Here is a 14,141-nt window from a genome sequence, read left to right as displayed (position 1 = left end):
TGTCGGATGGCAATGGCGGGATCATGCACGTCCTGCGGCAGGTTACCGGCGGCGGCTCGAAGAAAAAGACAAAGCGCGCCGCGCCTGACCCGATCAAGACCAGCGGCGAAGCGGCTGCCGAAAGGCTACGCCAGTTCATCGAGCGGGTGGAGCGGCTCGATGAGGAGATCCGCGGCCTTACCGACGACCGCAAGGACGTGCTGGCTGAAGCAAAAGCAAACGGCTTCGATGCCAGGACGATCAAGACGATCATCCGCCTGCGCCAGCTGGACGACAACGCACGGCAGGAAGCAGAGGCCATCCTCGAAACCTACAAAGCCGCATTGGGGATAGAATGACCGGGCGGATGAGACAGATAAAGACTGACCAGATCCTTGCCGTGATCAAGGGCAGCGTAAAAACATACACGATCGCTTACCGCCTCGGCATCCCTGAGAAACGCCCCACAATTTACCGGCGGCTCCGCAGATTGGAGACTGTCGGGAAAGTGACCCGCTTCCGATACCTTAACAACCTTTATTGGATTATACCGGCATGAATGACCGACTGCTCCGAATTCAAGACGTCATAGAACGAACCGCACTTTCAAGGGCGCATATTTATGCACGCGTCAAGGAAGGACGATTTCCCGCCCCCTATAAGCTCTCAACAAAATGCGCCCGCTGGTCAGAGCGGGAGGTTAACGACTGGATCAACAGTCAGTTGTCTTAACTAACCGCTCATTCGGCTAACCGGGCGACCCGGCCCGGTCGCCGCCCAGCGGATCGGCTGCCAAAGGTGGATTTCCGGCGAACACATTCCGGCCACCAGAAGGTCAGCCCATTCGCAGGCTATTTCACGTCGCCTTTTAAGGTAGTCGGCGCGATTATATGCGCCCTCTATCTTGTTCGGCGGCACATGCGCCAGCATCAGGTCAATGATCGCCCGGTCGCTATCACGCCCTTCCGCCTTGGCGCGCTCGTTCATGATAGTCGAAAAGGCCGCGCGGAACCCGTGTGGCACATGGCGCTGATAATACCCAGCACGAATAAGTAAGGCGCGCAGCGTGTTTTCGCTGATCGGCCTATGCGCATGCCGCTCACCGGGGAACATCAGGTCAAAATTTCCAGTCATCCTATGCAACACACGCAGGACTTCCACGCTTTGCGGTGCCAGGGGAACAAGATGATCACCACCGGCATCCGCTTTTCGATCCTCATCACCCTTCATCCGATGTGACGGTATCCGCCATAATGGCTCCGCGCCGTCCAGATCCTCGATCTCCGCCCAGCGTGCCCAGCGCAATTCGCCCGGCCGCACGGCCGTCAACGCGAGGAAGCGCAGGCCCAGCTTGGTCACCGCCCGGCAGCGTTCGGCCTCACAGGAAATCAGCATTTGTCGAACCGAAGCCAGATCGATCAAGGCGGGCTGGCGTTTGGTGCGCGGCTTGCGAGGAAGGGCAACGGCCAGACTTGCCGCCGGGTCCGCCTCGGCGATGCCCGTGGCAATGCCATAAACAAATATGGCGCTTACTCGCTGCCTCAGACGGTGCGCCGTCTCAATCGCCCCGCGTGCGACGATGCCATTCAGAAGGTCGAGCAGCTGCGGTGCTTTGATCTCCCCGATCTGCAAAGTTCCGATCTTGGGGAAAACGTCATTCTCCAGACTATCCAGAACGTCTTTGGAATGAACAGCCGACCAGCGACCTTTCTGCAAGGTATGCCATCGACGTGCGACAGCCTCGAACAATGTATCCTCATCCGCTTCGGGAGACGCAAGCGCCGTCACACGGGCTGCTGTAGGCTCTATCCCACGCGCCAGCAATGCTTTTGCCCGATCCCGCGCCTCGCGCGCGTCCTTCAATGAAATAGCCGGATAGCTTCCTATCGTCAGAGTTTTCTGCACAGGCTTGCCAGCGGGGTTGCGCCCGAATTGATAATTCATCCGCCAATGCCGCCCACCTGCGACCGTCACATGCAGATACAGCTGACTTCCATCGCTCAATTTATAAGGTTTTTCACCGGCCTTAGCTGCTCGCACCTTTGCATCTGTCAACGCCGCCATACCATATCCTCCGACTCGCACACCATAGATCAAACCATAGCACGTCGCGGATATATGAGAACAAACAGAGATCATTAAAGATAACAAAAAACGCAGAACCCATTGGAACTGCGTTGTTTTTAGATGAATTCGGATGGTTGGGGAAAATTAAGTGGCGGAGAGGGTGGGATTCGAACCCACGGTACCCTTACGAGCACAACGGTTTTCGAGACCGCCCCATTCGACCACTCTGGCACCTCTCCGCGCGCAGGTCTAAACCTTCAAAAGGGGCTGACACAAGGGAAACCCTTGCGACCGCGGCGCGAACATAGCTGAAGGTTTCGGAGGTCGCAAGCGGGGAATTGGGATTATTCCATGTTTGTCAGCGGTCGCTTCCGGCTCTGGCCCCGCCCCTGATCCGACCCCTGCCCTGCACCGCCTATATTCCTTGACTTCCGGGGGGTGGTCGCTATATTCCGGCGCTTGTATGGCGCGGCTTTGGCGGCCCCATGCCTATTTGTGTATGTTACCTCTGGTTATTTGTGGGTTCACCCCAGACGACCGGCAATAATGATCAAGAACGGTTTAAATATGCCATTACGGCGTCCTTTGAGGCGCTCGGACGTGGCGAAACATTAGGATAGACCTATGTTTGCAGTCGTTAAGACTGGCGGAAAGCAATATAAAGTTGCCGCCGGTGATTTTCTGAAGGTCGAAAAACTGGCTGGTGAAGCTGGTTCGACCGTTGAATTCGAAGTCCTTATGGTCGGCGACGACAAAGGCGTTCAGGTCGGCGCACCGCTCATCACCACTGTTCCGGTGATCGGCGAGATTGTCGCCCAGATCCGCGGCGAGAAGATCATCATCTTCAAGAAGCAGCGCCGCCATCACTATCGCCGCCGCAACGGCCACCGTCAGAACCTGACCGTGATCCGCATCGCCTCCATCGGCGGTGTCGAGGCTGCTCCGAAAGCCCCAAAGGCTGAAGCTGCCGCGACCGAAGCCGCCCCGAAGGCCGCAAAGACGTCCACCAAAAAGGCCGCTCAGGCCACTGAGGAGTAAGTCATGGCACATAAAAAAGCAGGCGGTAGTTCCCGCAACGGTCGTGATTCGGCCGGCCGGCGCCTTGGTGTGAAAAAATTTGGCGGCGAAGCCGTCATCTCCGGCAACATCCTCATTCGTCAGCGCGGCACCAAAGTGCGCGCCGGTGAAAATGTCGGCATGGGCAAGGATCATACCCTGTTCGCGACCGCTGAAGGCGTCGTGAAATTCCATGTTGGCAAGGGCGACCGTTCTTTCGTTTCGGTTCTGCCAAAGGCTTAAGCCCCTCCGGACGGGCCTTTGGGCCTTTCGAGGGGTTGAACAGGGGGAATGAGCAGTCATTCCCCTTTTTCGTTTTTCTATCCTGTGTTCAAAATCACGACTTTCGTAAAGCAGTCCCCCGGCCATGAAATTTCTCGACCAATGCAAAATCTTTCTGCGCTCCGGTGCTGGCGGTGACGGCTGCGTCAGCTTCCGGCGCGAGAAATTCGTGGAATTCGGCGGACCCGACGGCGGCAACGGCGGCCGCGGCGGCCATATCATCATCGAGGCCGTGCCCGGGCTCAACACCCTGATCGACTTCCGCTATCGCCAGCATTTCAAGGCCGAGCGCGGTCATCACGGCATGGGCCGCAGCCGCACCGGCGCCGACGGCGCCGACATGGTGATCCCCGTTCCCGTGGGCACCGAAATCATCGATGACGAAACCGAAACCGTTGTGGCCGAACTCATCACCCCCGGTCAGCGCATCATGCTGCTGGAAGGCGGGCGCGGTGGTCTTGGCAACGAACATTTCAAAAGCTCCACCAACCGCGCGCCGCGCCATTTCATTCCGGGTGGACCGACTCAGGAATTATGGGTCTGGCTGCGCCTTAAACTGATGGCGGACGCCGGTCTTCTGGGCATGCCTAACGCTGGAAAATCGACCTTCCTCGCTGCCGTATCGCGGGCGAAGCCGAAGATCGCTGACTATCCCTTCACCACCCTTAAGCCGCAGCTCGGCGTGGTCCATATTGATGACCGCGAATTCGTGCTGGCCGATATTCCGGGGCTGATCGCCGGGGCGTCCGAAGGCGCCGGGCTGGGTCACCGCTTCCTTGGCCATATCGAGCGTTGCGGCGTGCTGTTGCATCTGGTGGATGCGACCCAAAGTTCGGTCAGCGACGCCTATCGCACCGTGCGCGCCGAACTTGACGCCTATGGTTCGGGTCTTGAAGACAAGCTTGAGATCGTCGCCCTGTCGAAAACCGACGCCGTCGATGCGCGGTCGCTGTCGGCCCGCAAACGCGCGCTTGAGAAAACTTGCGGCAAGCCGGTTCATCTGCTGTCCGCCGTGTCCGGGCTTGGCGTGAAGGAGATCCTGCGCAATCTGTCCGCCGAAGTCGGGCATATCACCGTGCCGGAACAGCCAGCCGTAGAATCGACACCAAGTGCGCCGGTGGAAAAAGACAGCAACTGGTCGCCACTCGACAGCTAACAGAACATCCATAGTCCGGGGGGACTGACATGCAGGGACAGCTCGCCAAAGCCAAGCGGGTGGTCGTGAAGATCGGGTCGGCGCTGTTGGTTGACAGCGCCATAGGCCGCTTGCGCGAAGACTGGTTCAAGGCGGTGATCGAAGATATCGCCGCGCTTAAATCCTCCGGCAAGGACGTGGTCATCGTCTCGTCGGGGGCGATTGCCATGGGGCGCAAGGAACTTGGCCTGAAAGGCCGTCCGAAGACCCTTGATGAAAGTCAGGCCGCCGCCGCGGTCGGTCAGATCCGCCTCGCCCACGCCTATCAGGAGGCGCTGGCCGCCCATGGCCTGGTGGCGGCTCAGATGCTGGTGACCCTTGGTGATACCGAGGAACGGCGGCGCTACCTCAATGCCCGCACCACCCTTGAGACGCTGTTGAAATTCGGCGCCATCCCGGTCATCAACGAAAACGACACTGTGGCCACGCAGGAAATCCGCTATGGCGACAATGACCGTCTGGCGGCGCGGGTAGCCGTCATGGCCGCCGCCGATTGTCTGATCCTGCTGTCGGACATCGATGGGCTCTATACCGCCGACCCCAACAGCGACCCGGGCGCGGTGTTTATCCCGGACGTCCCCGAAATCACTCCGGCTATCGAGGCCATGGGCGGCTCGGCCCGCTCGGGCGGTGTCGGCTCGGGTGGCATGGCCACCAAGATCACCGCCGCCAAGATCGCGGTCGCCGGCGGCTGCCGCATGGCGATCACGAGTGGCCATGTCCTTCATCCGATCCGCGCCCTTGCCGACGGCGGCCGCGCCACTTGGTTTGCCGCCGCCAACAGCCCCAAAGTCGCCCGCAAACGCTGGATCAGCGGCCTGTTGCGCCCGGCCGGGGCGTTGCAGCTGGATGCCGGAGCGGTCACGGCGCTGCGCGACGGCCGCAGCCTGCTGCCCGCAGGCGTCCACGCTGTCGAAGGCCCGTTTGATCGCGGCGATGCCGTGCGGCTGCTGGATGACGGCGGACGTGAAATCGGGCGCGGTCTGGTGGCCTATGGCGCCAAGGATGCCCGTGCCATCATGGGCCGCCAGTCGGCGGAAATCGCGGAAATTATCGGCACGGCCAGCCGGGATGTTATGATACACAGAGACGATCTGGTGTTGGATTAAGGCTCCGAGCAAGACCAACATAGTGGAGAGTGAGAGATGACCAGCGCCCCCCTTGAAAAGACCGACATTGCCGGGCTGATGCTGACCATTGGCCAGGCTGCGAAAGCCGCCGCCACAACCCTCGCGCTCGCCCCCACCGCTGCGAAGAACAAGGCGCTTACCGCCGCCGCCGCCGCAATTCGTACCCGAGGCGACGAAATCCTTGCCGCCAACAGCCGCGATATGGACGCCGCCCGTGCCCGTGGCCTCACAGGCGCACTCCTCGACCGCCTGCTGCTGACGCCGGATCGCATCGAGGGCATCGCCCAGGGCCTTGATGGCATTGTTACCCTGCCCGATCCGGTCGGCGCCCTCGACAGCGAATGGACACGCCCGAATGGCCTCAAAATCGCCCGTGTGCGGGTGCCGCTTGGGGTGATCGGCATTATTTATGAATCGCGGCCCAACGTAACGGCCGACGCCGGAGCGCTCTGCCTCAAATCCGGCAATGCGGCCATTTTGCGCGGCGGCAGCGAAAGCGCCGAGTCGAGCCGCGCCATTCACGCCTGCCTTGTGGAGGGCCTCACGGCCGCCGGGCTGCCCGAAGCGGCGATCCAGCTTATCCCGACCCAGGACCGCGACGCCGTCGGCCTCCTGCTCGGCATGAGCCAGTATGTGGATATCATCGTCCCGCGCGGCGGCAAGGGCCTGATCGAGCGTGTGCAGAAAGACAGCCGTGTACCGGTCATGGCCCATCTTGACGGCATCTGCCACACCTATCTCGATGCCGCCGCCGACCCTGAGAAGGCGCTCGCCATCACCTTGAACGCCAAAATGCGCCGCACCGGCGTCTGTGGCGCGACCGAGACGCTGCTGGTGGATCGTGCCATCGCTGCAACAATCCTGCCGCCGATTCTCGATGCGCTTGTGGCCAAGGGCTGCGAATTGCGCGGAGATCGTGAAACCCAGGCCCTCGACCCCCGCGTCACAGCGGCCACCGAGGCAGACTGGAGCACCGAATATCTCGACGCCATCCTGTCAATCCGTCAGGTTGACGGCGTCGCCGGTGCTGTGGCCCATATCGCCCGTTACGGCTCCCACCATACCGACGCCATCATCACCGAGGATGAGCGCGCCGCCGAACAGTTCCTCACCGAGGTCGACAGCGCCATTGTGGCCCTGAATGCCTCGACTCAGTTCGCCGACGGCGGCGAGTTCGGATTCGGGGCCGAGATCGGCATTTCCACCGGCAAGCTCCACGCCCGGGGCCCGGTGGGTCTTGAACAGCTCACGAGTTACAAATATCAGCTGCGCGGCACAGGCCAGACGCGGCCATGACAGATTGGGCATGACCATTGGGGCCAGCGCACCGAAAAGCCCCCTTTCCCCGACTTCCAACCGCCCTGGCGTCACGGGTGTTGGCGGGCAAACGCATCGGGCTTTTGGGCGGCTCCTTCAATCCGGCCCATGACGGCCACCGCGAGATCTCCCTCGAAGCCCTGAGGCGACTCGGGCTGGATCAGGTCTGGTGGCTGGTGTCGCCGCAGAATCCGCTAAAATCGGAAAAGGACATGGCCCCGCTCGACCGGCGGCTGAAACAGGCCCAAATACTGGCCGCCCATCCGCGCATTCATGCGATGGCCCTTGAAACCGCGCTCGGCACCCGTTATACCGCCGATACGCTCGACGCGCTCCGCAGGCTTTATCCAAACACGCGGTTCGTCTGGCTCATGGGTGCTGACAATCTTGCGGGCTTTCACCGCTGGCGGCGCTGGGCTGACATCATGTCTGTCGTCCCCGTTGCGGTCCTTGACCGCCCCTTGTATTCTATATCTGCCCCCATGGGCAAAACTGCGCAGCGCTTTCGCCGTTATCGGAAACGGGAACGGCAGGCCAAACAGCTTGCCACCATGTCCGCACCGGCCTGGATGGTGCTGCGCATCCCGCGCAATCCCTTGTCGGCGACGGAGCTGAGGACACGGGGCGCGGGCTGGTTCGATGACAGGGTGAATGAGGCGCCGTTGCCTATCGCAACACCCACATAAGGAGAAACCGTGAGACCTGAAGAACAGTCTCCCGTAGAGAGAAAAGATGCGAAGCCGGGTTTAACCGAACCCCTTCATGACGCCATCATCCGCTCGCTCGATCAGGACAAGGCCGAAGATATCATTGCCATCGATCTCGCCGGAAAAACATCGTTCGCCGATCATATGATCATCGCCAATGGGCGGTCGAGCCGTCAGGTTGCGGCCATGGCCTCGCATTTGATCGAACGGCTGAAGGAATGGGGCATCCGCCCGCGCGCCGAAGGCATGTCCCAGGGTGACTGGGTGCTGATCGATGCCGGTGACGTGGTGGTGCATCTGTTCCGCCCGGAAGTCCGCGACTTCTACAACCTTGAAAAAATGTGGTCGGCCGCAGTGATCGGCGAAGCCGTCTGAGGACATCAGGCAGCCCATGGATGTAACAGTCGTGGCGGTCGGACGCCTGCGCTCCGGCCCCGAACACGAGCTGATTTCCGCCTATTTGAAACGCCTGCCCTGGACCTTGCGCATTATCGAGGTCGAGGAACGCCGCCCCATTGTCGGCCCCGAACGACAGACGCGGGAGGCTGACCTTATCCTTGCCGCCTTGCCGCCGGGGGCCATCGTCATAGCCCTCGACGAGCGCGGCAAAACCCTGTCCAGCATGGATTTTTCCACCCGGCTCACGGGCTGGCGCGATGCCGCGAAACCGGTCGCCTTCGTCATCGGCGGGGCTGATGGCTTGCATGAAAAAATACGCACGCGCGCCGATCTGCTCCTTGGCCTTGGCCCCATGGTCTGGCCTCATGCCATGGTCCGGGTCATGCTGACGGAACAGATCTATCGCGCCTACACCATTGCAACCGGGCATCCGTATCATAAATAAGCAAAAATGCAGGCCAAAGCCCTCGTTCCCCCGATGATTTGACAATATTCTTTAAGAATTAATGGTATAACCTGCCCAAGCTCGACGACCAAAAGGCAACCGACTGACCATGACTGATACGCCCAGAACTGCACCCCGCCCTGTCGTTCTTTGCATTCTCGACGGTTGGGGATATCGCGCCGAACGCGCGTATAACGCTATTGCCCAGGCCGATATTCCGGTCTATCGCGAGCTTTGGACCAGCGCCCCGCGCGCCTGGCTTCAGACCTCGGGCCTGGCCGTCGGCCTCCCCGAAGGTCAGATGGGCAATTCCGAAGTCGGTCACATGAATCTCGGCGGCGGCCGCGTCATTCTGCAGGATCTGCCACGCATTGACGAGGCCGCGCAGTCGGGTGAACTGGCCGCAAGCCCGGTCCTCGGCGCATTCATCGCCAAGCTTAAGGCCAGCGGTGGCGCCTGCCATCTGTTGGGCCTGCTGTCCCCGGGCGGCGTTCACAGCCATCAGGATCACATGCTGGCGCTGGCCTGCATTCTGGATGCCGCCGGTGTGCCGGTGCGCATCCATGCCTTCCTCGATGGCCGCGACACCCCACCACGGAGCGCGCTTAGCTATCTCGCCGATTTCGAATCCGGGCTCAAGGGCCTCAACAATGTCCATATCGCCACCGTCTCCGGCCGCTATTTCGCCATGGACCGCGACAAGCGCTGGGACCGGGTTGAAAAGGCCACCGATATCATCATCGACGGCCTGGGCGAACGCGCCGCCACCGCCCGCGATGCCATCGAAGCAAGCTACGCCCATGACAAAAGCGACGAGTTCGTGGCGCCCACAGCCATCGGCGACTATATGGGCGCGAAAGACGGCGACGGTCTGTTGATGGCCAATTTCCGTGCCGACCGGGCGCGCGAAATCCTCACTGCGCTGCTCGACCCCGGCTTTGACGGTTATGCCCGCAAACGGCTGGTCAGCTTCGCCGCCGCCACCGGCCTTGTGGAATATTCCTCGGCCCTGAACAGCTTCCTGACCACGATCTTTGCCCCGGTCGAGATTCATAATTCCTTGGGCGAAGTGGTCTCGAACGCCGGGCTCAAACAGCTCCGCACCGCCGAGACCGAGAAATACGCCCATGTGACCTTTTTCTTCAATGGTGGGGCCGAAACCGTGTTTCCGGGCGAGGACCGCATCCTTGTCCCCTCGCCCCGGGTCGCAACCTATGATCTGCAACCGGAAATGTCAGCGGCCGAAGTCACCGACAATCTGGTCAAGGTCATTGCCGATCAGACCTATGATCTTATCGTCGTCAATTACGCCAACCCGGACATGGTCGGCCATACCGGCATCATGTCGGCCGCCATCAAGGCCGCTGAAACCGTGGACACCTGCCTTGGCCGGCTCAAGACCGCGCTCGAACAGGTTGGCGGCGTCATGCTGGTGACCGCCGATCACGGCAATCTTGAACTGATGCTCGACGAAGACAGCGGTCAGGCCCATACCGCCCACACGACCTTTGACGTGCCCGCGCTGCTGGTCAATGCGGAGGCAGGCCTCACGCTCCATGACGGCCGTCTGGCCGATGTGGCCCCGACCCTGCTTGCGCTCATGGGGATCGCCCAGCCCGCCGACATGACCGGCCGCTCCCTTCTTGGCGCGTCTGCCGCAGCATCTAACAGGGATGAGCGCCGCGTTGGATCCCTTTAAGCGTCCAGTTGCAGGTCTTGGTGCCCGAGGCGGTCTGACCGCACTCGGGATCGCCCTGCTTTTGACGCCACCCGTCCTCGCCCAACAGCTTCCCGCCCAGCAGGAAGCCAGCCGCAAAAAGCTCGAAGCCGTCCAGGACAAGATCACCAAGTCGCAGGAACATCAAAAAGAGCTCGAAGCCCAGAAAGAGGCGGTGAGCCGCGAGCTTTCCGACCTCCAGTCCAAACTGGTGCGCGCCGCCAATTCGATCCAGAAGACCGAAGAACAAACCAGCGGCATCGAAGCCCGCGTGTTTGAACTCGATGACAAATTCGTGGCCCAAAACGGCAAACTCAACAGCCGGCGCGGCGATATCGCCCTCACCCTCGCCGCCCTTGGCCGGGTGTCGCGTCAGCCGCCGCAACTTGTCCTGCTGCGCCCGAACGCCGCCATCGACACCGTCCGCAGCGCCGGGTTGCTGTCGTCGATCATGCCGGTCCTGCGCAGCGAAGCCGAGGACCTCAAACAGGATCTCGTGCTCCTCAAGCAGCTTAAAAGCGAACTTGAGGACGAGCGCAAGAAACTTGACCAAAGCCTCGCCGGTCTTGAAAAAGAGCGTGAGGACATGGACCTCCTGCTGGCTCAGCGCAAGCGCGAGCAGCGCGACATCGAAAAAGAGGCCAGCAGCGAACAGGAAAAAATGCAGCGCTTCGGCCGCGAGGCCAAATCTCTTGAAAACCTGATCGACAATATCGAAAAAGAAATCGCCCGCCGTCAGAAAGCGGCCGAGGACGCTGCCCGCAAACTGGCCAAGCGGCCGGGCAAGGGCGAGGACACCAAGGGCAAGAAAGCCCCGTCCGAACCGCCCGCCCAGTTCGCCAAGGCGCTTGGCAACCTGCCCTTGCCGGTGCGTGGCGATTTCGTGCGCGGCTATGGCGATCCGGACGATACCGGGGCGCCGTCAAAGGGCATCGTCATCTCGGCCCGGCCGGGAGCTCAGGTCATCTCGCCCGCCGATGGACGGGTGTTGTTTGCCGGGCCCTTCCGCGACTATGGGCAAATCTTGATCATCGCACACGGCGGGAGCTATCATAGCCTGTTGGCCGGTCTGACCAAAATCACCGCGGCCGTAGGCCAGGCGGTGGTGGCGGGAGAGCCCGTAGGCCAAATGGGTGGAGATGAGGGCTCGACTTCCCCGGGTGCGCGGTTGTATGTGGAACTGAGAAACAACGGCAAGCCCGTGAACCCGATGCGGTGGCTGGCGGCTGGAAAAGGAAAGGTGCGTGGATAATGCGTAAATTTGCTGGAACCGCCTCGGCGATCGCCGTGATCGTCGGTTTGGGAGCCGGATTGGCCATCGGATTGCAGTTCAATCCCGATACCAACAGCGCCCAGGCGGCAAGTTCGGAAACCTACCGTCAGCTCAATCTGTTCGGCGATGTGTTCGAACGGGTGCGCGCCGATTATGTGGAAGAAGTCAAAGATTCGAGCATGATCGAAGCTGCCATTCAAGGCATGCTCGCCTCGCTCGATCCGCATTCGAGCTATATGACGCCCGATGACTTCAAAAATATGCAGGTCCAGACCAAAGGGGAATTCGGCGGTCTCGGCCTCGAAGTCACCATGGAAAGCGGCGTGGTCCGCGTGGTCTCGCCCATCGACGACACCCCGGCCGCCCGCGCCGGATTGAAGACCGGCGACTATATCACCTATATCGACGGGGAGCAGGTCATGGGCCTGACCCTGACCCAAGCCGTCGACAAGATGCGCGGCCCGACCAACACCAAGGTCAAGCTGACCATCGTGCGCGAGGGCCTGGACGCCTCCTTCGACGTCGAGCTGACCCGCGACATCATCAAAATTCAATCGGTACGCTCCCATGCCGAAGGCGATGTGGGCTATGTCCGCGTCACCTCCTTCACGGAACAGACCGATGCCGGGGTGCGCAAGGCCATTGCCGACCTCAAGAAAGACATCGGCCCCGGCCTGAAGGGCTATGTGCTCGATCTCCGCAACAATCCGGGCGGTCTGCTCGATCAGGCGGTGGCGGTCAGCGATGATTTCCTCAATCAGGGTGAAATCGTTCAGACCCGCGGCCGCAACAATCGCGACATCCAGCGCTACAACGCCACGCGCGGCGATGTCACCGACGGCAAGACCGTTGTGATCCTAATCAATGGCGGCTCGGCCTCGGCCTCGGAAATCGTCGCTGGCGCTTTGCAGGACCATGAACGGGCGCTGGTCATCGGCACCCAGTCGTTCGGCAAGGGGTCGGTGCAGACGATCATTCCTCTTGGGGCGAACGGGGCTCTCCGGCTCACGACGGCGCGCTATTACACGCCGTCCGGACGCTCGATCCAGGCCAAGGGCATCACCCCTGACGTGGTGGTCGAACAGATGCAGGTGCCTGACGCCAACGCCAACCGCCAGTTCCGCAATGAAGCAAGCCTGCGCGGCCATCTTGAAAATCCTGCCGACGGCAAGACTGCGGATGGCAAACCAGCAGACACCAAGCCTGCGGACGCCACAGCGCCGAAGATCAATCCCAAGCTGTTGCCACAGCCGGAGGCCAAGGGCGACGGCAAGAAGCCGGAAAATCGCGTCGGCAGCACCACGCCCGCCGGCACGACCGCCATCAGCGCCACGGGATTGATTCCGAAAGACAACAAGGAACTGGTCAAGATCGAGGATAAGAAGAGGACCGAGGACTATCAGTTGTCCTATGCTCTTGACCTCGTGCGCGGGCTTTCCACTGCGCAGAAACGTGCAGCAAAGCCATAACGCGCCCTCAGGCGGGTACGGAGGGGGTGTAACAGGTGTCACGGTTTCAGGAAGCGCGTAAAGAATCCGCTGCCGCCGCCAAACGGCGGGCGCGGGTCAGCGCACTTCAGATTGCCTGGCTCCTGGTGCTGCTGGCACTTTGTGGCGTTTTCGGCTGGCTCACGTTCAGCCCTGACAAGACCGGCTCCCCGGTCGCGTCAGGCGAGATCGTGAGCATTGCTCCGGCACCGGCCCCCATCACGGCCGGGACCGCTCCCGAAAAATCGGCGGTTGCGCCTGCAAAGCCCGTCAGTCAGGCCTTAAGCCCAGCCCCGGACACCGCCCTTGAAGAACACAGCCCCACCGGTGCGCTGCCCAAGATCGGCAGCGACGGGCGGGAGCCGTGGCAGGTCTACAGCCGCCCCTATGAAGACAAGACCGCACGTCCCCGCATCGCCATTGTCATCACCGGGCTCGGGCTCAGCAAGCTTGTGACCGAAACCGCCATCACCACCCTGCCGCCGGCCGTCAGCCTCGCCTTCTCGCCCTATGGCGAGGGGCTGGTGGCCCGCAGCCGCAGGGCCCGCGAGGCCGGTCACGAGCTGCTCCTGATGCTGCCTATGGAGCCGCAGGACTATCCGAAAAACGACCCCGGCCCCCATTCGCTGCTGACCAGCCTGCCTGCGGCCGAGAACATCGCCCGCATGCATTGGGTCATGAGCCGCTTTCCCGGCTATGTGGGCGTGGTCAATGAAATGGGCTCCAAATTCTCCGCCTCCGAGGAGGCCATGACTCCGGTTCTGAAGGAGCTCAAATCGCGTGGACTGCTGTTCATGGATTCGCGCAGCTCGCAATATAGCGTTGCTGGCAAACTCGCCCGCACGCTGCGGGTGCCGCGCGCCATCAACAACCGCTATATCGACGAACAGCCGAGCGAGGACCAGATCCGCAAGCAGCTTGACGACATCGAGAATCTCGCCCGCAGCTATGGGGCCGCCGCCGCCATCGGCCGCGCCCATCCCGTCACCATGAGAACGGTCGCCGCCTGGGCCGCCGGACTTGAAAAGCGCGGGTTCGAGCTGGTTCCGCTCACCGCTGTCGTCAACCGTCAGCCGGTACGCTAAAC

The 14,141-nt window shown here is 61.5% G+C and carries 15 protein-coding genes and 1 tRNA gene; 14 read left to right on the top strand and 2 right to left on the bottom strand.

Annotated elements, in window-relative coordinates; genetic code table 11:
- Positions 1-92 precede the first annotated feature (92 nt).
- Both NYP16_RS02235 and NYP16_RS14475 read left to right on the top strand, forming a co-directional pair.
- Entirely contained in the window at positions 93-338 is a 246-nt protein-coding gene (locus NYP16_RS02235; protein ID WP_346742453.1) for a DUF2312 domain-containing protein, read from the top strand.
- Between the two features lie 196 nt (positions 339-534).
- Positions 535-711 carry a helix-turn-helix transcriptional regulator gene (locus tag NYP16_RS14475; RefSeq protein WP_346742432.1) on the top strand — a complete coding sequence of 59 codons (177 nt, stop codon included), beginning with the start codon at positions 535-537 and terminating at the stop codon, positions 709-711.
- Here NYP16_RS14475 and NYP16_RS02230 read toward each other — a convergent pair whose 3' ends face one another.
- Entirely contained in the window at positions 712-2,043 is a 1,332-nt protein-coding gene (locus NYP16_RS02230; protein ID WP_274942480.1) for a tyrosine-type recombinase/integrase, read from the bottom strand.
- A gap of 152 nt (positions 2,044-2,195) precedes the next feature.
- Positions 2,196-2,285, bottom strand: a tRNA-Ser gene (locus tag NYP16_RS02225).
- A gap of 385 nt (positions 2,286-2,670) precedes the next feature.
- On the opposite strand from NYP16_RS02225, the gene rplU reads away from it, so the two are divergent.
- The 12 genes from rplU (at position 2,671) to NYP16_RS02165 (ending at position 14,139) form a co-directional block, all read left to right on the top strand.
- Positions 2,671-3,084, top strand: coding sequence for a 50S ribosomal protein L21 (gene rplU, locus NYP16_RS02220; protein WP_274942479.1), 414 nt, complete (start codon positions 2,671-2,673; stop codon positions 3,082-3,084).
- Between the two features lie 3 nt (positions 3,085-3,087).
- A complete protein-coding gene (gene rpmA, locus NYP16_RS02215) occupies positions 3,088-3,345 on the top strand; it encodes a 50S ribosomal protein L27 (protein WP_274942478.1) in 258 nt (85 codons plus the stop codon).
- Positions 3,346-3,469: 124 nt separating this feature from the next.
- Entirely contained in the window at positions 3,470-4,540 is a 1,071-nt protein-coding gene (gene obgE / locus NYP16_RS02210) for a GTPase ObgE (RefSeq protein WP_274942477.1), read from the top strand.
- 29 nt (positions 4,541-4,569) lie between these two features.
- Positions 4,570-5,688: a glutamate 5-kinase gene (gene proB, locus NYP16_RS02205; protein ID WP_274942476.1), complete on the top strand. Its 1,119-nt coding sequence runs from the start codon at positions 4,570-4,572 to the stop codon at positions 5,686-5,688.
- A gap of 36 nt (positions 5,689-5,724) precedes the next feature.
- On the top strand, positions 5,725-7,005 hold the full coding sequence (locus NYP16_RS02200; protein ID WP_274942475.1) for a glutamate-5-semialdehyde dehydrogenase: 1,281 nt from the start codon (positions 5,725-5,727) through the stop codon (positions 7,003-7,005).
- 77 nt (positions 7,006-7,082) lie between these two features.
- Positions 7,083-7,712 (top strand): nicotinate-nucleotide adenylyltransferase, encoded by a 630-nt coding sequence (locus tag NYP16_RS02195; protein ID WP_274942474.1) that lies wholly within the window; start codon positions 7,083-7,085, stop codon positions 7,710-7,712.
- Positions 7,713-7,721: 9 nt separating this feature from the next.
- Positions 7,722-8,108 (top strand): ribosome silencing factor, encoded by a 387-nt coding sequence (rsfS, locus tag NYP16_RS02190; RefSeq protein ID WP_274942473.1) that lies wholly within the window; start codon positions 7,722-7,724, stop codon positions 8,106-8,108.
- Positions 8,109-8,124: 16 nt separating this feature from the next.
- Positions 8,125-8,577, top strand: coding sequence for a 23S rRNA (pseudouridine(1915)-N(3))-methyltransferase RlmH (rlmH, locus tag NYP16_RS02185; RefSeq protein WP_274942472.1), 453 nt, complete (start codon positions 8,125-8,127; stop codon positions 8,575-8,577).
- 109 nt (positions 8,578-8,686) lie between these two features.
- Positions 8,687-10,276, top strand: coding sequence for a 2,3-bisphosphoglycerate-independent phosphoglycerate mutase (gene gpmI / locus NYP16_RS02180; RefSeq protein WP_274942471.1), 1,590 nt, complete (start codon positions 8,687-8,689; stop codon positions 10,274-10,276).
- Entirely contained in the window at positions 10,251-11,546 is a 1,296-nt protein-coding gene (locus NYP16_RS02175; RefSeq protein WP_274942470.1) for a murein hydrolase activator EnvC family protein, read from the top strand. Before gpmI ends, NYP16_RS02175 begins: the two co-directional genes overlap by 26 nt.
- On the top strand, positions 11,546-13,036 hold the full coding sequence (locus NYP16_RS02170; RefSeq protein ID WP_274942469.1) for a S41 family peptidase: 1,491 nt from the start codon (positions 11,546-11,548) through the stop codon (positions 13,034-13,036). Before NYP16_RS02175 ends, NYP16_RS02170 begins: the two co-directional genes overlap by 1 nt.
- A gap of 35 nt (positions 13,037-13,071) precedes the next feature.
- On the top strand, positions 13,072-14,139 hold the full coding sequence (locus NYP16_RS02165; RefSeq protein WP_274942468.1) for a divergent polysaccharide deacetylase family protein: 1,068 nt from the start codon (positions 13,072-13,074) through the stop codon (positions 14,137-14,139).
- Positions 14,140-14,141 lie beyond the last annotated feature (2 nt).

Origin of the sequence: Govania unica (assembly GCF_027920805.1) — a bacterium.
GTDB lineage: Bacteria > Pseudomonadota > Alphaproteobacteria > Sphingomonadales > Govanellaceae > Govanella > Govanella unica.
Note: the sequence above shows the minus strand (reverse complement) of the source record. Positions and strands in the feature narration are given on the sequence as shown.

What these genes read in the sequence shown, in the direction of transcription:
- NYP16_RS14475 (WP_346742432.1), top strand. Translation starts at nt 535, where the DNA reads ATGAATGACCGACTGCTCCGAATTCAAGACGTCATAGAACGAACCGCA.
- NYP16_RS02230 (WP_274942480.1), bottom strand. Translation starts at nt 2,043, where the DNA reads ATGGCGGCGTTGACAGATGCAAAGGTGCGAGCAGCTAAGGCCGGTGAA.
- rplU (WP_274942479.1), top strand. Translation starts at nt 2,671, where the DNA reads ATGTTTGCAGTCGTTAAGACTGGCGGAAAGCAATATAAAGTTGCCGCC.
- rpmA (WP_274942478.1), top strand. Translation starts at nt 3,088, where the DNA reads ATGGCACATAAAAAAGCAGGCGGTAGTTCCCGCAACGGTCGTGATTCG.
- obgE (WP_274942477.1), top strand. Translation starts at nt 3,470, where the DNA reads ATGAAATTTCTCGACCAATGCAAAATCTTTCTGCGCTCCGGTGCTGGC.
- proB (WP_274942476.1), top strand. Translation starts at nt 4,570, where the DNA reads ATGCAGGGACAGCTCGCCAAAGCCAAGCGGGTGGTCGTGAAGATCGGG.
- NYP16_RS02200 (WP_274942475.1), top strand. Translation starts at nt 5,725, where the DNA reads ATGACCAGCGCCCCCCTTGAAAAGACCGACATTGCCGGGCTGATGCTG.
- rlmH (WP_274942472.1), top strand. Translation starts at nt 8,125, where the DNA reads ATGGATGTAACAGTCGTGGCGGTCGGACGCCTGCGCTCCGGCCCCGAA.
- gpmI (WP_274942471.1), top strand. Translation starts at nt 8,687, where the DNA reads ATGACTGATACGCCCAGAACTGCACCCCGCCCTGTCGTTCTTTGCATT.
- NYP16_RS02175 (WP_274942470.1), top strand. Translation starts at nt 10,251, where the DNA reads ATGAGCGCCGCGTTGGATCCCTTTAAGCGTCCAGTTGCAGGTCTTGGT.
- NYP16_RS02170 (WP_274942469.1), top strand. Translation starts at nt 11,546, where the DNA reads ATGCGTAAATTTGCTGGAACCGCCTCGGCGATCGCCGTGATCGTCGGT.